Origin of the sequence: Bradyrhizobium sp. F1.4.3 (assembly GCF_040548375.1) — a bacterium.
Lineage (GTDB): Bacteria > Pseudomonadota > Alphaproteobacteria > Rhizobiales > Xanthobacteraceae > Bradyrhizobium.
In genome coordinates, this window is sequence record NZ_JBEPRN010000003.1 from 180,853 (window position 1) to 199,263 (window position 18,411).

Consider the following 18,411-nt stretch of genomic DNA (forward strand, 5'->3'; position numbering starts at 1 on the left):
CAATTGCCCCGGTCGCCGATCCCGTCCATGCCGGCAGCATAGCTGATGCCCGCGGCCGCAACGCCGCTTGAAAGGCCAAATCAGCCCGCCTAACTTGCCGGCCAAAACGAGGAAACACGATGGCCCACGAAACCGCAACGCTTGCCGCCTATGTCGCCAACCTGAAATTCCAGGATATTCCGGCGGAGGTGCTGGATCGCGCCAAGGTGCTGACGCTGGATTTCCTCGGCAGCGCCATACGGGCCCGCAGCGAGGCGGAATCGACCCCGTCGCTCCTGAAGATGCTGGAAGCGCTGGCACTCGACACCAAGGGCGAGTCCACCGTGTTCGGCGATGCCAAGACCTGGACGCCCGCGGTCGCGGCCCTCCTCAACGGCGCGCTCGGCCACTCCCTCGATTTCGACGACACGCACGCGGATTCCTCGCTGCATCCGAGCGCGCCGGTGGTGCCCGCCGCCTTCGCCGTCGGCGAGATGGTCGGCGCTTCCGGACGGGACGTGCTGACCGCGATCGTCGCCGGCTACGAGGTGTGCTGCCGTCTGGGCAACGCGCTCGATCCGACCTCACATTATGCGCGCGGCTTCCATCCGACCGCGACCGCCGGCACCTATGGCGCGGCAGCCGCAGCCGGCAAACTGTTCGGGCTCTCTGAACAGCAGATCATCGCCGCCTTCGGCGTCGCCGGCAGTCAGGCCGCGGGCTCGCTGCAATTCTTGGTCAACGGCGCCTGGAACAAGCGCTACCAGGTCGGCGCCGCCGCGATGAACGGCGTGATCGCCGCGACGCTGGCGCGCAACGATTTCGTCGGCGCGACGGAATCGGTCGAAGGCAAGCACGGCCTGCTCGCCGGATACACCGACGATGCGCATCCGGACAAGGCGGTGGCCGGGCTCGGCACGAGCTATGAGACCATGAAGATCGGCGTCAAACCCTATCCGAGCTGCCGCTATACCCATGCCGCGATCGACGCGCTGATCGCGATGCGGCGCGAGCACAATCTGACGCCCGACCAGGTCAAGCGCGTCGAGATCGGCCTGCATCGCAACGGCATCACCCTGACCGGCGATGCCGCGACCAAGCGGCATCCCACCTCGATCGTCGGCGGCCAGTTCTCGATGTTCTTCACCGGCGCGCTCGCGCTCGACCAGGGCTCATTTGGCTGGGACGATTACGGCCGCCTTGGCGATGCCGCCATCGACGCGCTCGCCGACAAATTCGACGTGGTGCAGGACGACCGGCTGGAAGTCGGCCGCACGCATCCGTTCGGCGCCCGCGTCAGCATCACCACCGACGACGGCGTGCACGAGCGGCTCTATGCCGATCCCTCCGGCGAGCCGACCTCGTTTCCCGATGCGCAGGCGATGCAGCAGAAGTTCTTGACGCTGGCACGGCCGGTGCTGAATGCGCGAGCCGATAAGTTCGCCGATGCGATCATGTCGCTGGAGCGGTTTGACCGCGTGGCCAAGGCGACGGAGTTGGGGAGGCAGTAGGTTCTCGCCACATCGCTCTGCTTACCCTCCCCTGGAGGGGGAGGGTAAGAGACGGCTCAATCCACCCCCGCCAGCTTCCCCTTCTCGCGCGTCGCTGCGACTACATCCCGCACGAGATCGAACACGCCATCCGCTTCCGGCGGCCAATTCGGCGAGCGGCCTAGCCTTACAATCACCAGCCGCTCGGACGGAATCACGATCACATATTGCCCGATCGTGCCCTTGGCGAAGAAGGCATCGCGCGGCCAGCCGTGCCCGGTGCGAAAATTCGCGCCAAAACTGTCACCCTGGTTGGTCCAGAAGCCGGCACCGATGCCGACCCAGGCCTTCGGCGTGGCCGTGGCCGAGTAATTCACCCAGCCTTCGGGGAGGATGCGCTTGCCGCCGGCGACGCCGTCGTTGAGATAGAGCTGGCCGAAGCGCGCCCAATCGCGTGCGGACGCGAGCATCTCGCCGGAGCCCTCGATCGTGCCGGCTCCGTCGAGCTGGAGCGTGACGTTGTTCATACCGAGCGGCGCAAACAATTCGCGGCGCGCGAAGGCAAGCGCATCCGCTGGCTTGCCGCCAGCGGCGTTGCGGATCAGAAGCGCGAGAATGAGGAAGTTGCCGTCATGATAATTCCACGCCGTGCCCGGTGCAGTCGCAAGCGGCGCGCGCTCGGCAAAGCTGGCCATATCGTCCTCAGCGTATTTCATGGCATTGACCGGCTCGAGCGCGGAGACGAGCGAGGCCTGCAACGAACTACCGAGCGCAATGCCGGCGGTGTGACGCAGCAACTGATCGACGGTGATGGCATGGCGCGGATCATCCGGATTTTGCCAGGCCGCAACCGGCGCGGGCCCATCGAGCTTCAGCTTGCCCTGGCGCACGAGAATGCCTGTCAGAGCCGACATCACCGACTTCGTCATGGAGAAGCCGAGCAGCTGTGTCTCCAGCCCGACACCATCAGCATAGCGCTCCGCGATGATGCGGCCGGCCTTCATGACGACGATCGCGCGGGTGCGGCGATAGGGCGACTGGGCGGGCTCGGCGAAGGCGCGGTCGAGCGCGGCTAACAGCCCCTCGCTCTGCGGCAGCACGAGTCCCGGACCGGCGATCGCGGGCAGCAAGGCGGGCTGCTTGTCGTCCGGCGGCAGCGCGACGTCGGCGATCCCCTCGTCGTGCTCGAGGGTGCAGCCGAGCCCCTCGCGATAGACGGCGTGACTGCGGCCGATGCCGAACAGGGTCACGGTGACATCCTTGCGCGCGCGATCGACCTGAACATCCATCGCCCAGGTCAACAGACCCGCGCCCGGCATCGCATCGGTGGTCTCGGCGAGGTCACGCATGGGATCGAGGCCGGAGACGAACGTCTCCGAGCAGAGTGTGTCGGCGATGAAGCCGGTGGCAACCTTCGGCACGTCGCGGGCCCGCGCCGCGCCGAGGGCGAGGCCGGCAAAGGCGATGGCGGTCGTGAGGAGGATCTTGCGGCGGCGGGTCACGGGCTTTCTCCGGCTTGGGGGCAAGTGGCGGAGAAGGAGCCGGATGCGGGCGAAGCGTGCTCGCCGGATTTGAAATACGACCTCGTCGAAACTGACCGGGGCTAGCCGAATTTGAAATTCAGATGTGATTTCAATGAGCTAATAATCTAGGCCGCATCGGCCTTGAGCCGCCGATACTCCGTCGGGGTCACGCCCGTGACCGCCTTGAAGGCGCGGTTGAACGGGCCGAGCGACTGGAAGCCGGCGTCCATCGCGATGGTGATGACGGGAACCTCGGCCTGGGTGGGATCGGCGAGCGCGGCCTTGGCCTCCTCGATCCGGTGATTGTTCAGAAACACATTGAAGTTGCGATAGCCGAGCCGCTGGTTGATCAACCGGCGCAGCCGGTATTCCGGAATTTTCAGCCGGCCCGCCAGCACGCCGATGGTGATGTTCTCCTGGCGATAGATCCGCTCGTCCGCTATCAGCCGCATCAAGGCGTCGATGAGCTTTTGATCGGCGGCGTCATCGGCCGCAGGCTGACTGAAAACAATCGGCGGTGCGGGCTCCGCCGCGGCCGGAAACAGATCCGCCCCGTCAACGCGCATCATGGCATAGACGATCGCCGCGACGGTGCAGGCGAGCACGCCGGCATTGATGGTTTCGGCGACCTCGCCGACGTGGTGCCCGGCGACGGCGATCTGGAGCACCGCGTTCAGCCCGCCATAGAGCGCGGTTGCACAGACGATGAAGACGCGAACGCGGCGGCGGCGCTCGACCAGGTCGGCCGGCCAGGAGGCGATCGTCTGCCCGATCGCAAGCGCGATGAAACCGAGCACGATCAGATTGACCACCGTCACCGAGAACCGCACATGGCCGCTGGGTGCAATCCAGACGCAGCCTACGAAGCTGAAGGCCGCCACCAGCGCCCAGACCGATCCGTGCCACCAGCGGAGGTGAAACTCGTCGTCGAACAGGGAGCGTGTGAACAGCCAGAACACCACCATGCTGCCGGTCGACAATGCGATCAGCGGTGCATGCCAGAGCGGGATCCGCGACGTGACATCCAACGAATAGCTCACAGCATGCGCGGCCGAGCCCAGCGCGAAGGCTGCGCCGAGCCGGGCTGCCAGCACATTGCGAAAGTCCTGTAACAGTGACGCCGCCAGCACCAGCAGCAGCGCGACGCTGGCAGCGCGAAAGGCGAGTTCGAGATTGGTCAGCAGCATCCGTCGGTCCGATCGCTTGCGCCGCGAACCTAAGTCAGATTTGAGAACGATTCAATTTTGCCGGGTCCACGAGGCGCGTGACGTGATCCAGGCGTCGGCAGGCTTCCCGAACAGCTCAATCTTGCGATCCTTCCGGGCCCCGAGGCTGCGGGCCACGGCTTGCGATGGCGCATTCTCGCTTTCGATACAGTGCATGATGTCGTCGACCTCAAAGCTGTCGAACGACCAATCAATCGATGCACGGGCCGCCTCGACCGCATAGCCCTTCCCGCGAAACTCCCCGGCAATGCCCCAGCCGACCTCGAAGCCGGGCCAGCCCGGCGGACACCACGGACCGACCCGCCCGACATAGGCACCGCTCGACTTTTCTTCGACCGCGAACATGCCGAAGCCATGAAGTGCCCAGTGCCCGGACATCACGGCCGCGTTACGCCAGCCCGCAATCTCGGTCGTGACCGGTTTGCCATCGGCAGCGATGAAGCGGGCCGTACCCGGATCGCTCAGCATTACGGAATTGGGCGCAATATCGCTTGCGCGCCATGGGCGCAGAATCAGGCGTTCCGTCTCGATTCTTGGGCCGGACACTTGCAACAGCCTTGCACCTGGCTTGAGCGGCGGAATCATCGTCTCCTCCCGTTCCCGACATTGTTCTGCTACGATCATACCAGCAAGAAACAGGAGTCCACCATGAGCTGGCAACCCTCCAACGATCCCGTGCTCGGCGATCCCATGTCCTGCGATGCGCTTGATCTCGTCATCGTGCCGCGCACGCGCGACCTCGGCGACGGGTTCGCGGTGCGGCGCGCGCTGCCGCATGGCAAGCGGCAGATGGTCGGGCCCTTCATCTTCTTCGATCATTTCGGTCCGGTGCAGTTCGTGTCCGGCAAGGGCATGGACGTGCGGCCGCATCCGCATATCGGGCTTGCCACCGTCACCTATCTCTTTGACGGCTCCATCATGCATCGCGACAGCGAGGGCAACGTCCAGGAGATCGCGCCCGGCGCGATGAACCTGATGACCGCCGGGCGCGGCATCGCGCATTCCGAGCGCACGCCGGACGCGCAGCGCGCATCGGGCCAGCAGATGCTCGGCCTGCAAAGCTGGATCGCACTGCCAGCCGGATCCGAAGAGATTGCACCGTCGTTCCAGCACTACGCCGCGGGCGACCTGCCGATGATCTCCGAGCGCGATTTCACCGCGCGGGTGATCGCGGGCTCGTCGTTCGGCATCGCCTCGCCGGTGTCGATGGTGTCGCCCTGGTTCTATACCGAAATCAACGCCGTCGCCGGCGCGAGCGTGCCGCTCGACCCCGACCATGAGGAGCGCGCGATCTATCTCGTCGACGGCGAGGTCGAGATCGCGAACGAGCGCTATGAGGGGCCGCGGCTCCTGATCTTCCGGCCCGGCGACCGCATCACCGTGAAGACCGTGAGGCCAACGCGGATGATGTTTCTCGGCGGCGATGCGCTGGAGGGACCGCGCCACATCTGGTGGAATTTCGTCTCCTCCAGCAAGGAGCGCATCGAGCAGGCCAAGCAGGACTGGAAAACCGGGCGCTTCGCGGCGGTTCCGCAGGAACATGAGTTCATTCCGCTGCCGGAATAGGCTATCCCGGCTTCCGGCTGCGCCGTCCGGTGTGGCCGGATTTCCCGCTCGAAGGCCCTGTCTGCGAAAGCTTTGCCGATGACCACCATGCTCTCCAGCGACCTACCGCTCCCCAAGATCGGACGCGGCAAGGTGCGCGATATCTACGCCGTCGACGACGACCGGCTGCTGCTCGTCACCACCGACCGCATCAGCGCCTTCGACGTGGTGATGGGCGAGACCATCCCGATGAAGGGCGCGGTGCTGACCCAGATCAGCGCGTTCTGGTTCAACGAGCTTGAAGGCGTGGTGCCGCATCATATGATCAGCGCCGATACCGACGAGATCATTGCCGCCGTGCCCGCGCTGAAACCGCACCGCGCCGAGATCCTCGGCCGCGCCATGCTGTGCCGCCGCACCACCGTGTTTCCGATCGAATGTGTGATCCGCGGCTATCTCTCGGGCTCAGCCTGGAAGGAATACGCTGGCTCCGGCACGCTCGCGGGCGAGAAGCTGAAAGCGGGCCTGGTCGAGAGCGAGAAGCTCGATCCGGCGATCTTCAGCCCGGCGACCAAGGCCGAGACCGGCCATGACGAGAACATCACCATCGCGCGGATGCGCGAGGTCGTCGGCGACGAAGTGGCTTATACGCTCGAGAGCATGACGCGCGCCCTCTACACGCTCGGCGAGGAGCTCGCGCGCGAGCAGGGCATCATCATCGCCGACACCAAATTCGAGTTCGGCCGCGACAAGGACGGCCGCATCATCCTGATCGACGAGGTGATGACGCCGGATTCCTCGCGCTTCTGGGCGGTCGATGCCTACAAGCCGGGCCAGCCGCAGGCGAGCTTCGACAAGCAGCCGCTGCGCGACTATCTCGACGTCGAACGCCACGCCGGCCGCTGGAACGGCGACGCGCCGCCGCCGCCGCTGCCGGCCAGCGTGGTGGAGGCGACCAGCAAGCGCTATCTGGAGGCGTATCGGCGGGTGACGGGGACGGAGCTGAAGATTTAGCACGTTATCGTCGTCCCGGCGAAGGCCGGGACCCATACCGCGAAATCTATCGATCGCGGATGGTAGGAGTACCGAACTTCTGGTCTTCGCCAAACGTCTCCCTGTGGTTATAGGTCCCGGCCTTCGCCGGGACGACACCGAATGTGCAGCCAATGCTGCTGCGTCACCCCATCCACCCGCGCCGCATGACCCGCCATTCACACGCACAGACCGCAATCCTCTCCGGATGCCCGAAAACTGTCGGCTATCTCATACTTGCAAGAATCCTGTTGCGCTAGGCTCGCAGTCGTCTACCTCTCGGGCGGGAATTTTCATGAGCGAGTGCCACGGCGTGACAGATCCAGCAATTGGCTTCGATCCGGTCACCGGGGTCAGTCCATCCCTCAAGCGTGCGCTGAATGATATTTTGGGGGGAGGCGCCGCCAGCGTCCTGACCATCACTTTCGGACTGTCCTACGCGCTGCTGATCTTCACGGGGCCGCTGTCGCCCTACCTGTCCTACGGCATCACCGCCACCTTCGTCAGCTCCGCCGTGCTCGCGGCCGTCATCGGGTTTGGAAGTTCCCTGCCCTTCGCGGTCGCGGCCCCCGACAGCTCGACCGCCGCCGTGACCGGCATTCTGGCCGCATCGCTGGTCGAGCGCGTTGAGGCGGCCAATCTGTCGGCGCCGCTGCTCCCGGCTGTCCTGATCACGCTCGGCCTGTCGACCGTGCTGACCGGGATCGCGCTATGCGGATTGGGGCTGACGCGGATGGGTCGCGCCATCCGCTACGTGCCCTATCCCGTGGTCGGCGGCTTCCTCGGCGCCACCGGACTTCTGATCGTCATGGGCGCCATCCGGGTGACCACCGATCACCCGGTGCAGCTTGCGACGCTGCTTCGCCTCACCGATGGAGTCGCGTTGTCTGAGCTGGGCGCGGCGTGCGCGATGGCGCTGGTGCTGTACCTGACCTGGCATCGCTCGCGCGGCCCGTTTGGACTTCCGATTATTCTGATCGGCGGCGTACTCACGGCGCATCTGGCGTTCTGGATCACCGGCGTCTCTCTCGATCAGGCGCGCAGCATGGGCTGGACCTTCCAGCCGCCGCCGACGGCGGCCTTCATGCTGCCTTGGCACACCGACGATCTCGCTCGCTATCCCTGGTTTGCCGTGCCGGACCTGCTCGGCAACCTCGTCGCCGTCATCTTCGTCACAGCCTCCAGCACGCTCTTCAACACCACCGGCATCGAGGTCGCCGTGCATCGCGAGGCGAATCTGGAGCGCGAGCTGAACGTCACGGGTGCCGCCAACATCCTGACCGGCGCGCTCGGCGGATATGCCGGCTGCGTCTCGGTCAGTCGATCGATCCTCAATTTCAGCAGCGGCGGCCGCGGACGGCTGTCAGGCCTCACGGTTGCGGCGCTGTCACTCCTGATGCTCGCCATTGCGCCCGAGCTGCTCGGGTTCATCCCGAAATTTGTGCTTGGCGGCCTCCTGCTCTATCTCGGCGCCGACCAGCTCCACAAATGGATCATCGAGTCGCGCAAGCGGCTTTCAAAACTCGAATATCTGTCGCTGCTCGCCATCATCGCGATCATCGTCGTCTGGGGCTTCGTGCCGGGCATCCTGATCGGCGTCATCATCGGCTGCGCCACCTTCGCGTTCAGTGCAGCGCGGGTCGAATCGATCAAATACAGCTTTGACGGCTCCGAATATCGCTCGTCGCTCGATCGCTCGCGCGACGACCAGGAGGTGCTGCTGGCTCATGGCGGCAAGATCCAGGGCCTCAACCTCCAGAGCTATCTGTTCTTCGGCTCCGCCAACCGGCTCTATCAGCACGTCAAGCAATTGCTGCACGAACGCCCGGAGTGCCGCTATCTGCTGTTCGACTTCAAGCTCGTCACCGGCGTCGACTCCTCGGCCGCCTACAGCTTTGCCCAGATCAAGCGCAGCGCGGGTGATCTCGGCGTCGGGCTGATCCTGGTGCATCTGTCGGCGGCGGCCGAGAAGGTACTGCGCTCCAGCGATTTCATCAGCGACGGCGTCACCATCATTCCCGAGCTCGACCACGCGCTGGAGTGGTGCGAAAACGAGCTCATCGCGCAGCATCAGGGGCTGGCGCAGGAAACGGCCAGCTTGCGCGACTGGTTCACAGGGCTTCTCGACAGCGAGGAGGACGCCGACGAGCTGATCCGCCGCTGCCAGCGCCTCGAGGTCGATGCGGGCGAGGTCATCGTGCAGGCCGGCGATCCCGCAGATTCCATGCACTTCATCCTCGATGGCCGCGTCGGCATCATGGTCCCGGCCGAGGGCGACCGCACCACACGCGTGCGCAGCCTCGGCCGCTACACCACGATCGGCGAGATGGGCCTGGTGTCGCAGACCCCGCGCAGCGCCACCATCCAGGCTGAGGTCGACAGCGTGCTCTATGTGCTGAACACGCACCAGTTCGGCGCCATCAAGGCCGAGGACCCCGCACTCAGCCACAAGCTGCTGACCTATTTCGTGTCAGTGATGGCGGAGCGGCTGACGTTTGCGAACCGGACGATCGCGGTGCTGCGGCGGTAACAGACGCGCAGCCCGGATGGATCCTGGGTTTTGCATACAAAGCGAGGCCTACACCCCCGCCATCATCACGTACTTGATCTCGACATATTCTTCCATGCCGTGACGAGAGCCTTCACGGCCGAGGCCACTCTCCTTGACGCCGCCGAAGGGCGCGACTTCGGTGGTGATCAGACCGGTGTTGACTCCGACCATGCCGGACTCAAGCGCTTCGGCGACGCGCCAGACGCGGCCGAGATCGCGGGAATAGAAGTAGGAGGCGAGACCGAACGGCGAGGCGTTGCACATCGCAACCACGTCGGCCTCGTCCTTGAAGCGGATCACTGGCGCGAGCGGGCCAAAGGTTTCTTCCTGCGCCACCAGTGAGTCCGGCTTGACGTCGGCCAGCACGGTCGGCTCGAAGAACGAGCGTCCGAGCTCGCTGCGCTTGCCGCCAGTGACAACCTTGGCGCCGCGCTTCACGGCGTCCGCGATGTGGCGCTCGACTTTGTCGACCGCTTTCAAATTGATCAGGGGCCCCTGCGTGACGCCGCTCTCAGTACCGTCGCCGATCTTCATCGCCGCGACCTTCTTCGACAGCTTCTGCACGAACTCGTCGTAGATCTTGTCCTGGGCGTAAAGGCGATTGGCGCAGACGCAGGTCTGGCCCATATTGCGGTATTTCGAGACGATCGCGCCTTCGACCGCCGCATCGATATCGGCGTCGTCGAACACCACGAACGGCGCATTGCCGCCGAGCTCCAGGCCGAGCCGCTTCACGCCGACGGAGGCCTGCTGATAGAGAATCTTGCCGACGGCGGTCGAGCCGGTGAAGCCGACGAAGCGCACCGCCGGATGCTCGCACAGCACCTTGCCGATCGGCGGCGCGTCACCGGTGATGATATTGAACACGCCCTTGGGCACGCCCGCCTTCTCGGCGAGCGCAGCAAGCGCCAGCGCGGACAACGGTGTTTCGTTCGCGGGCTTCAGGACCACGGTACAGCCGGCCGCGAGTGCGGGCGAAACCTTTCGCGTGATCATCGAGTTCGGGAAATTCCACGGCGTGATGGCGCCGCAGACGCCGATCGGCTGCTTGATTGCAAGCAGGCGCGCATCGGGCCGCTGCGTCGGGATGGTCTCGCCATAGACGCGCCTCGCCTCTTCCGCGAAAAACTCGACATAGGCACCGCCGATGTCGACCTCGCCGAGCGCCTCGGAGAGCGGCTTGCCCTGCTCGGAGGTGAGGATCAGCGCGAGATCCTCGCGGTTGGCGATAATCAGCTCGAACCATTTACGCAAAATGTTGGAGCGTTGCTTGGCGGTGTGCTTGGCCCAGGCCGGGAACGCGCGCTGGGCAGCCTCAACCGCTTTGGTCGTGTCGTCCGCGCCAAGCTGCGGGACTTTTGCGATCTCGACACCGGTCGCGGGATTGTTCACGGCAAAGACCGGCGTGCCGACCCAGGCGCCGTCGATATAACAGGCTTCCTTCAGCAGCGAAGGATCCTTCAACCGGTCGCGCAGGGTTGAGGTGGCGTGTTGGGCGCGTGCGGCGGCGGTCGGGGTCATGGCGTTGCTCCTTCGGGCGATCGGATCGGCCCGGAATATAAGGACAAGCGGCGCGCAATGCACCGTCCCGCAACGCACATCTGCCGGGAATTAAACTCGGAGCAAAATGGTTACGCCGCGCCGCTCATATAGGTCTCGCGCCGGCCGATCATGCGCTCGGCTGCGGCCTTGGCGTCGGCCTTCGAGGAGGTCGCGCACGTCCGGTATTCGAGATCGGGCGCATCGGAAGTATCGCGACGGCCGAACCACGATTTCGAGCCGACCGGCAGCAGCGCCAGGGCCTGCGCCAGATTGTCGACGGCACCGAACGAATACAGCGCGCCGGTGCCGGCGGTCCGAACCTCGTAGATGCCCGGCGAAATCGGCGCTTCGAGATTTTCGCCCCGTCCGGGACGGGGGTAGCGCTTCCATTCGCCCCAGGTCGAAATCATCAAAGGTTCCCTCGCGGCCGCTCTGGGCCGCCAAATTTGCTTCAAATCTTAGCGTCAGCGGCCGATCGGGCCGAGAGCTGATCGCCGCAACGCACAAAATGCTTCAAGTGCTCCAAACTCTCGAAACATATCGCCGGAGCCCATCCGGGGTCACCGCGAAGTGCGGCCATCCACCGCAGATTGTGACGACGTGTTGCAGTTCAGTCGTCCTGCGTGGAGCATGGACCGTCAAGTCACGACATCGCGACCGGTGCGGAGGTTGAGATACTTGCCGCCCGCGACCTGCGGGAGGACAATCGATCACTTCCAAAAACAATCAAACCGGAGGAAACGCGCATGCGAAGCCAAGCCCAGATCGATGAGATTCTGCGCCAGAAGAGTGAGGCCAAGGAGATTCCCGGCGTCGTCGCCATCGCCGCCAGCGGTAACGACGTGCTGTATCAGGGCGCGTTCGGCAAGCGCGATTTGTCCAAGCCCGATGCGATGACCGCGGACAGCGTGTTCTGGATCGCGTCGATGACGAAGGCGGTGACGGCCGCGGGCGCGATGCAACTGATCGAGCAGGGCAAGTTGTCGCTGGATGCGCCGATCGGATCGCTGCTCCCCGATCTCGCCAAGCCGCAGGTGCTCGAAGGCTTTGACGCCAAAGGCGAGCCGAAGCTGCGTGCGGCCCAGGGGCCGATCACGCTACGTCAGCTCATGACCCACACTGCCGGCTTCGCCTACAACATGTGGAACGGCGATCTCGCAATCCATCTCGAGAAGTCCGGCATCCCCGCAATCACCACCTGCCAGAACGCCGCGCTGAAGACGCCGATCATGACCGATCCCGGCACGCGCTGGGAATACGGCACCAATATCGATTTCGTCGGCAAGGCCGTGGAAGCCGTCAGCGGCAAACGGTTAGATGCCTATTTGCGCGAAAATCTGTTCGCGCCGCTCGGCATGAGCGACACCGGCTTCAAGATCACCGACAACATGCGTAAGCGCCTGGTCGGCATGCATGCACGCGGCGAGGACGGCCAGCTCGCCGCGATCCCGTTCGAGCTCGAGCAGGAGCCGGAATTCCACATGGGTGGCGGCGGGCTCTATTCGACCGCGGCCGACTACATCAAGTTCACCCAGATGATCCTGAACAAGGGCCGCGGCAACGGCAATCAGGTGCTCAAAGCGGAGACGGTCGCGACGATGGGGCAGAACCACATCGGCGATCTCAACATGACCAAGCTGACCACGGCTGCGCCGATGTACACCAACGATGTCGATCTCTATCCGGATCAGGTGAAGAAATGGGGCCTCAGCTTCATGATCAACACTGCCAAGACGGCGGAGGGCCGCAGCGCGGGCAGCCTCGCCTGGGCGGGCCTCGCCAACACCTATTACTGGATCGATCCTGCGCGCGACGTTACCGGCGTGATCCTGATGCAAGTGCTGCCGTTTGCGGATGGGAGGTGCCTGGAAGCATTCGCGGGCTTCGAGCGCGGGGTTTATGCCGGGCTCGATGCGGGGAGCGGGCAGAAGGCGGCGTAAGAGGCAAACAACTCTCGCCATCCGTCATGGCCGGGCTTGTCCCGGCCATCCACGTGCAGCCGCGCACCAGGAAGGACGTGGATGCCCGGGGTAGGCCCGGGCATGACGACTGAGAGTGAGGCGCGAGCGCGCATCCCCATCGTCATTGCGAGCGTTACGCCGTCAGTCCGCGTTGCCGGGCCAGCTCCTTCAGCGACCCCTGCGGGCGGGCGCCGATGTGCTGGATCACTTCGGCAGCGGCGAGCGCACCGAGCTGGCCGCACTGCTTGTACGGCAGCTCGCGCGCCAGGCCGAACAAGAAACCGGCGGCAAAGAGGTCGCCGGCGCCGGTGGTATCGACCAGCTGGGCAATGGGGGACGCAGGCGCGGCGACGGCATCTTCCGGCGTCACCACCATGCAGCCCTTCTCGCTGCGGGTGACCACGCCGAGATCGACGTCGTTGCGCAACTGCTTCAGCGCGGTGTCGAAGTCGGAAGTCGTATAGAGCGAATGCAGCTCGGACTCGTTGGCGAAGACGACGTCGACGGTGCCGTCGCGCATCAGCGCCAGAAACTCCTCGCGATAGCGATCGACGCAGAAGGAATCCGACAGCGTCAGCGCCACCTTGCGCTTGGCGTCATGGGCGATCTTGGCGGCTTTGACGAAGGCATCCTTGGCGTTCTTGGGGTCCCAGAGATAGCCTTCGAGATAGACGATGCCGGCGCTGGCGATCTCGGCCGGATCGATATCGGCGGGCGACAGGTCCTGCGCGGCGCCGAGATAGGTGTTCATGGTGCGCTCGCCGTCCGCCGTCACCAGGATGTACGAGCAGCCGGTCGCAGGACCGTCCTTCGCGGCGGGCGTGTTGAAAGCCACGCCGGCGGCGCGGATGTCGTGCACATAGAGCTTGCCGATCTGGTCGTCCTTGACCTTGCCGACATAGGCCGCGCGCGCCCCCAGGCTGCCGATGCCGACGATGGTGTTGGCGGCCGAGCCGCCCGAGACTTCCGTGGCTGGACCCATGTCCTGGTAGATCGCCGCGGCCCGCGCCTCGTCGATCAGGGACATGCTGCCCTTGGTCATGCCGTGCCTGGCCAAAAAGGCTTCATCGGTCCGGACCAGCACGTCGAACAGCGCGTTGCCGATGCCGAGAACGTCATATTTCACGTCAGCCATTCACTTTGATCCCGTTGCCCGATTGCGGAGTTGCGGAAAATCCGCTTCCTGTCGGCCTGAAAATGTAGCTCGCGGCCTATCACGACCGGGCCTTTGCGGGCAAGCAACGAGGGTTGTCCTTTGACGCGTTTTCTTCACGCGAACCGGGGCCACTTCGTTCGAAAACGCCATGGTATGTACGCCCGATGATCCGCTCCTTCCTGACAGTCTCGACGGGAACACTGGCCTCGCGGCTGTTGGGTTTTGCACGCGATTCCATGATTGCCGCGTTGTTGGGCACCGGCGCCGTGGCGGACGCGTTTTTGGCCGCCTTCCAGCTCGTCAACGTCGTGCGGCGACTGCTCAGCGAAGGGGCCCTCAATGCGGCGCTGATCCCGGCCTGGCTGCGTGTCCGTGAGCGTGATGGCGAGGAGGCCGCGTCCGCGTTCGCGGGACGCGTGCTCGGCACGGTCAGCGTGACCCTGATCGCGATCTCGATCGTCATTGCGCTCGCAATGCCGCTGATCATCACGGTGATCGCGCCGGGCTTTCGCGGTAGCCACACTCTCGATCTCGCCGTCGAGAGCGCGCGGCTGATGCTGCCCTATCTCGCCTTTGCCGGCCCGGTCACGGTGCTGATGGGATTGCTGAACGCGCGAGGGCGATTTGCGCTGACCGCATTTTCGCCGCTGCTGTTCAACATCGCCCTGATCGCCGCGATCGCGGTTCTGCTGCTGGGGCACGCCGATGCGACCGTCGCCGCATGGATGCTGGCGGCCACGGTCGGCATCGCCGGCCTGCTGCAACTCCTGATGCTGCTGTCGCAACGAAGTGCCCGCCTTGCGACACCGTTGCGCGCAAACTTCGACAAAGAGATGCGCAGCTTTTTCGCCAAGGCTGTTCCCGGCATGATCGCAAGCTCGGGCCCGCAATGGCTGATGGTGGCCGGCGCCATCATCGCTTCCGCGACGCCGTCCGCCGTCTCCTGGCTCTATTTTGCCAACCGCCTGATCGAGCTGCCGCTCGGCATTGTCGGCGTCGCCATGGGCACGGTGCTGGTGCCGGAGCTGACGCGCGCTGTCGGCAGCGGCGACCGTGACGCGGTGGCGCATGCGGAATCGCGCGCGCTGGAGTTGGCGACCGGGCTCGCGCTCCCGGCCACGCTCGGCCTGATCGTGCTGGCCGCCCCGATCGTGCGGCTCTTGTTCGAGCATGGCGCCTTCGGCGCGGAGGACAGCGCAGCCACCGCCCGCGCGCTGATGTGGCTGGCGCTGGGCCTGCCGGCGCACGTCCTGATCAAGGCGCTGTCGCCGGCCTTCTACGCCCGCAACGACACGATGACGCCGCTGCTGGCAACGGCCAAGGGGTTCGTGGTCGCGATTGCCCTCGCTGTCGTGCTTGGCCACTTCTTTGGCGCGACCGGAATCGCCGCCAGCATCGCGGCTGGCGCCTGCAGCAGCGCGCTCTCGCTGCTCCGCAAGGGCACCACCGAGTTCGGCTTCTCGGTCGACGCCGCCGCCCGCAAACGGCTGCCGCGGATCGTGCTCGCCGCGACTGTCATGGGCGGCCTGCTGTGGCTGACCGCGGGGCTGACGCCCGCCGAGGCCCATGGCCTCATCAGATTCGTCGCGCTGGGCTTGCAGATCGCGGCGGGGATCGCCGTCTATGGCGCGCTCCTGCAAATCCTCGGGGTCGCCTCCTTGCGCGAGGCCGTTAACGCCCTGAAGCGCCCCGCCCGGCCAGATCCCGTCGCGTGAGGCCAGCGAATTACCCTTGACGGAGCAGCGCCGCTGTTGGAAACGACGCCCCGTATCTTGCAGGAAAGCTGCCATGGCATTCGTTGAACGGGTTTTTTCGGGCGTCCAGCCGACGGGCAATCTGCACCTCGGCAACTATCTCGGCGCAATCGTCAACTTCGTGAAGATGCAGGAAACCCATAACTGCATCTATTGCGTCGTCGACATGCACGCGATCACGCAGGGCGTCGACGTCTGGGGCGGACCGGTCGAACTCGCGCGCAACACCCGCGAGGTGACAGCTGCGTTCATCGCGAGCGGCATCGATCCGAAGAAGCACATCGTATTCAACCAGAGCCAGGTCTCGGGCCATGCCGAGCTCGCCTGGATCTTCAACTGCGTGGCGCGCATGGGCTGGCTGGGCCGCATGACCCAGTTCAAGGAGAAGGCCGGCAAGGACCGCGAGAATGCGTCGGTCGGGCTATTCGACTATCCCGTGCTGATGGCGGCCGACATCCTGCTCTACCGCGCCACCCACGTTCCGGTCGGCGAGGACCAGAAGCAGCATCTCGAGCTCTCGCGCGACATCGCGCAGAAGTTCAACAACGACTTCGGCGACTCGATCCGTAGCCACGGCGCCAATGACGGCCTGTTCTTCCCGCTGCCGGAGCCGCTGATCACGGGGCCGGCGACGCGCGTGATGTCCTTGCGCGACGGCACCAAGAAGATGTCGAAGTCGGATGCGTCGGACAATTCGCGCATCAACCTGACCGACGATGCCGACACCATCGCGCAGAAGGTCCGCAAGGCGAAGACCGACCCGGAGCCGCTGCCGAGCGAAGAGAAGGGCCTGGAAGCGCGTCCCGAGGCCGACAATCTCGTCGGCATCTTTGCCGCGCTCTCCAGCCGCTCCAAGGCCGACGTGCTGCGCGAATTCGGCGGCGGCCAGTTTTCCAGCTTCAAGAACGCGCTGGTCGAGCTGTGCGTCACCAAACTCTCGCCGATCGCAGGTGAGATGAAGCGTCTCGTCGCCGACCCCGGTCATATCGAAGCGATCCTGAACGACGGTGCCGACCGGGCCCGCGCGATCGCCGACGAGACCATGAAGCTCTCCAAGGATATCGTCGGCTTCATCCGCCGGCGCTGATTACTGCGTTCGTGAAATCGGCCTGCGCCACGGCGCCGGCCGACGTCCCCTCTCCCAAAGATCGAGGGAGTGTGGCAGCATGCCGGCCATGCACACGCCGGGACATGCATGACCAGCAAGCGACAGTGCTTCGAGCCGGGTCACAAGCCCAAATGCCTTGTCATCGTTGACGACACCGCCGAATGGGATCGCGCGGTCTATTACGCCAGCCGCTGGGCGATCCGCGCCGACGGCGGCGTGGTGATGCTGCGCATCATCGAGATCGAGGACCAGAACCAGCAATGGCTGGGCGTCGCCGACATCATGCGCGCCGAGGCGCATGAAGCGGCGGAGGCCGCCCTCGACCGCGCCGCCGGCCGCGCCAATGGCATCGCCGCGATCACGCCGGAGCGCGTCATCCGCGAAGGCGCTGCGATGGAACAGCTGCTCGCGGTGATCGACGAGGATCCCGACATCGCCATGCTCGTGCTCGCCGCCAGTCCCGGCGCGGAAGGGCCGGGGCCGCTCGTGGCGCTGCTCGCGCATGCGCTGGGCACGTTCCCGGTTCCGGTCATGATCGTGTCCGGCGCGCTCAGCGACCAAAGCGTGGATTCGCTGTCGTAGCTCGTTCTTACCCTCCCCTGGAGGGGGAGGGTCGCTTCGCATGGAGCGAAGCGAAATGCGAAGCGGGGTGGGGTGACGGTGCCTCCGCCTCGAACAGTGCCCGGGTGGAGAGATCACCCCACCCCGCTCGCGCTGCGCGCGATCGACCCTCCCCCTCCAGGGGAGGGTGAGCACCGCCCTAACTCACTGAAAGCTATAGCCGAATTTCCAGCCACCCCTTGACCGTGCGTTTGCCGTCGCCATCTGCTACTGGATAGCCTACGCGCCGGCCTTGAACCGGCGACGTCCGGAGAAAGCCATGTTCATTCAGACCGAAGCCACTCCCAATCCCGCCACGCTCAAATTCATTCCCGGCCGCGTCGTGGTCGACGGCAGCCCGATGGAGTTTGCGAGCCGCGAAACCGCGGCCCGCTCGCCGCTCGCCGAGAAGCTGTTCGACGTGCCCGGCGTCACCGGCGTGTTCTATGGATCGGACTTCATCACCGTGACCAAGGCGAACGGGGAATGGCAGCAGCTCAAGCCCGCGATCCTCGGCGCCATCATGGAGCACTACATGTCCGGCGCGCCGCTGCTCGCCGACGGTGCGGCGGGGAGCGATGCCGACCTCGATAACGAGGACGAGTTCTTCGACGAGGCCGATGCCGAGACGGTCGACATGATCAAGGATTTGATCGAGACCCGCGTGCGGCCCGCCGTCGCCAATGACGGCGGCGATATCACCTTCCGCGGCTTCAAGGACGGCATCGTCTATCTCAACATGAAGGGCGCCTGCTCCGGCTGCCCGTCATCGACCGCGACGCTCCAGCACGGCATCCAGAACCTCTTGAAGCATTTCGTGCCCGACGTGGTCGAAGTCCGGCCGATGTAGGCTGGGCGCCGGATGCCCCACACCGTCATGCCCGGCTAAGAGCGCGAAGCGCGTCTTCGCGCTAGATGTGCCGGGCATCCACGTTCTGGGGGCG

General features: G+C 65.2%; 15 protein-coding genes. 9 read left to right on the forward strand and 6 right to left on the reverse strand.

Translation table 11 applies throughout. From position 1 onward, the window contains the following. The first annotated feature begins 119 nt into the window (after positions 1-119). Positions 120-1,490, forward strand: coding sequence for an MmgE/PrpD family protein (locus ABIB73_RS12875; RefSeq protein WP_354224576.1), 1,371 nt, complete (start codon positions 120-122; stop codon positions 1,488-1,490). Between the two features lie 56 nt (positions 1,491-1,546). Here ABIB73_RS12875 and ABIB73_RS12880 read toward each other — a convergent pair whose 3' ends face one another. The 3 genes from ABIB73_RS12880 to ABIB73_RS12890 form a co-directional block, all read right to left on the reverse strand. Beyond that, positions 1,547-2,971, reverse strand: coding sequence for a serine hydrolase domain-containing protein (locus ABIB73_RS12880; protein WP_354224578.1), 1,425 nt, complete (start codon positions 2,969-2,971; stop codon positions 1,547-1,549). Positions 2,972-3,117: 146 nt separating this feature from the next. Beyond that, positions 3,118-4,179, reverse strand: a complete 1,062-nt coding sequence (locus ABIB73_RS12885) for an AraC family transcriptional regulator (protein WP_354224580.1) — start codon at positions 4,177-4,179, stop codon at positions 3,118-3,120. 51 nt (positions 4,180-4,230) lie between these two features. Beyond that, positions 4,231-4,803, reverse strand: coding sequence for a GNAT family N-acetyltransferase (locus ABIB73_RS12890; RefSeq protein ID WP_354224582.1), 573 nt, complete (start codon positions 4,801-4,803; stop codon positions 4,231-4,233). Between the two features lie 63 nt (positions 4,804-4,866). Between ABIB73_RS12890 and ABIB73_RS12895 the strand changes: the two genes are divergently transcribed. The 3 genes from ABIB73_RS12895 (at position 4,867) to ABIB73_RS12905 (ending at position 9,325) form a co-directional block, all read left to right on the forward strand. Next, on the forward strand, positions 4,867-5,784 hold the full coding sequence (locus ABIB73_RS12895; RefSeq protein ID WP_354224584.1) for a pirin family protein: 918 nt from the start codon (positions 4,867-4,869) through the stop codon (positions 5,782-5,784). A gap of 78 nt (positions 5,785-5,862) precedes the next feature. Then, a complete protein-coding gene (locus tag ABIB73_RS12900; protein ID WP_354224586.1) occupies positions 5,863-6,777 on the forward strand; it encodes a phosphoribosylaminoimidazolesuccinocarboxamide synthase in 915 nt (304 codons plus the stop codon). A gap of 331 nt (positions 6,778-7,108) precedes the next feature. Then, complete coding sequence (locus tag ABIB73_RS12905) at positions 7,109-9,325, forward strand: SLC26A/SulP transporter family protein (protein ID WP_354224588.1); 2,217 nt, start codon at positions 7,109-7,111, stop codon at positions 9,323-9,325. 48 nt (positions 9,326-9,373) lie between these two features. Here the strand turns inward: ABIB73_RS12905 and ABIB73_RS12910 are convergent, their stop codons facing one another. Both ABIB73_RS12910 and ABIB73_RS12915 read right to left on the reverse strand, forming a co-directional pair. After that, positions 9,374-10,867 (reverse strand): NAD-dependent succinate-semialdehyde dehydrogenase, encoded by a 1,494-nt coding sequence (locus ABIB73_RS12910; RefSeq protein ID WP_354224590.1) that lies wholly within the window; start codon positions 10,865-10,867, stop codon positions 9,374-9,376. A 110-nt stretch (positions 10,868-10,977) separates the two neighbouring features. Continuing rightward, positions 10,978-11,298 carry a hypothetical protein gene (locus ABIB73_RS12915; protein WP_354224591.1) on the reverse strand — a complete coding sequence of 107 codons (321 nt, stop codon included), beginning with the start codon at positions 11,296-11,298 and terminating at the stop codon, positions 10,978-10,980. A gap of 336 nt (positions 11,299-11,634) precedes the next feature. On the opposite strand from ABIB73_RS12915, the gene ABIB73_RS12920 reads away from it, so the two are divergent. Further along, complete coding sequence (locus ABIB73_RS12920) at positions 11,635-12,828, forward strand: serine hydrolase domain-containing protein (protein ID WP_354224593.1); 1,194 nt, start codon at positions 11,635-11,637, stop codon at positions 12,826-12,828. Between the two features lie 154 nt (positions 12,829-12,982). Here the strand turns inward: ABIB73_RS12920 and ABIB73_RS12925 are convergent, their stop codons facing one another. Then, the gene (locus ABIB73_RS12925; RefSeq protein WP_354224595.1) at positions 12,983-13,984 is read right to left on the reverse strand and encodes an adenosine kinase; all 1,002 of its coding nucleotides are present in this window, start codon (positions 13,982-13,984) and stop codon (positions 12,983-12,985) included. A gap of 185 nt (positions 13,985-14,169) precedes the next feature. On the opposite strand from ABIB73_RS12925, the gene murJ reads away from it, so the two are divergent. The 4 genes from murJ to ABIB73_RS12945 all read left to right on the forward strand — a co-directional run bounded on the left by murJ (position 14,170) and on the right by ABIB73_RS12945 (position 18,317). Continuing rightward, the gene (gene murJ, locus ABIB73_RS12930) at positions 14,170-15,720 is read left to right on the forward strand and encodes a murein biosynthesis integral membrane protein MurJ (protein ID WP_354224597.1); all 1,551 of its coding nucleotides are present in this window, start codon (positions 14,170-14,172) and stop codon (positions 15,718-15,720) included. A 73-nt stretch (positions 15,721-15,793) separates the two neighbouring features. Next, on the forward strand, positions 15,794-16,846 hold the full coding sequence (gene trpS, locus ABIB73_RS12935; RefSeq protein ID WP_354224599.1) for a tryptophan--tRNA ligase: 1,053 nt from the start codon (positions 15,794-15,796) through the stop codon (positions 16,844-16,846). Positions 16,847-16,954: 108 nt separating this feature from the next. Next, positions 16,955-17,449: a universal stress protein gene (locus ABIB73_RS12940; RefSeq protein WP_354224601.1), complete on the forward strand. Its 495-nt coding sequence runs from the start codon at positions 16,955-16,957 to the stop codon at positions 17,447-17,449. A 298-nt stretch (positions 17,450-17,747) separates the two neighbouring features. Then, on the forward strand, positions 17,748-18,317 hold the full coding sequence (locus ABIB73_RS12945; protein ID WP_354224603.1) for a NifU family protein: 570 nt from the start codon (positions 17,748-17,750) through the stop codon (positions 18,315-18,317). Positions 18,318-18,411 lie beyond the last annotated feature (94 nt).

Excerpts from the sequence above, each read along its gene's own strand:
- ABIB73_RS12910 (WP_354224590.1), bottom strand. The coding sequence starts at position 10,867 with ATGACCCCGACCGCCGCCGCACGCGCCCAACACGCCACCTCAACCCTG.
- ABIB73_RS12895 (WP_354224584.1), top strand. The coding sequence starts at position 4,867 with ATGAGCTGGCAACCCTCCAACGATCCCGTGCTCGGCGATCCCATGTCC.
- ABIB73_RS12920 (WP_354224593.1), top strand. The coding sequence starts at position 11,635 with ATGCGAAGCCAAGCCCAGATCGATGAGATTCTGCGCCAGAAGAGTGAG.
- ABIB73_RS12885 (WP_354224580.1), bottom strand. The coding sequence starts at position 4,179 with ATGCTGCTGACCAATCTCGAACTCGCCTTTCGCGCTGCCAGCGTCGCG.
- ABIB73_RS12890 (WP_354224582.1), bottom strand. The coding sequence starts at position 4,803 with ATGATTCCGCCGCTCAAGCCAGGTGCAAGGCTGTTGCAAGTGTCCGGC.
- murJ (WP_354224597.1), top strand. The coding sequence starts at position 14,170 with ATGATCCGCTCCTTCCTGACAGTCTCGACGGGAACACTGGCCTCGCGG.
- ABIB73_RS12900 (WP_354224586.1), top strand. The coding sequence starts at position 5,863 with ATGACCACCATGCTCTCCAGCGACCTACCGCTCCCCAAGATCGGACGC.
- ABIB73_RS12915 (WP_354224591.1), bottom strand. The coding sequence starts at position 11,298 with ATGATTTCGACCTGGGGCGAATGGAAGCGCTACCCCCGTCCCGGACGG.
- ABIB73_RS12940 (WP_354224601.1), top strand. The coding sequence starts at position 16,955 with ATGACCAGCAAGCGACAGTGCTTCGAGCCGGGTCACAAGCCCAAATGC.
- trpS (WP_354224599.1), top strand. The coding sequence starts at position 15,794 with ATGGCATTCGTTGAACGGGTTTTTTCGGGCGTCCAGCCGACGGGCAAT.
- ABIB73_RS12875 (WP_354224576.1), top strand. The coding sequence starts at position 120 with ATGGCCCACGAAACCGCAACGCTTGCCGCCTATGTCGCCAACCTGAAA.
- ABIB73_RS12945 (WP_354224603.1), top strand. The coding sequence starts at position 17,748 with ATGTTCATTCAGACCGAAGCCACTCCCAATCCCGCCACGCTCAAATTC.
- ABIB73_RS12925 (WP_354224595.1), bottom strand. The coding sequence starts at position 13,984 with ATGGCTGACGTGAAATATGACGTTCTCGGCATCGGCAACGCGCTGTTC.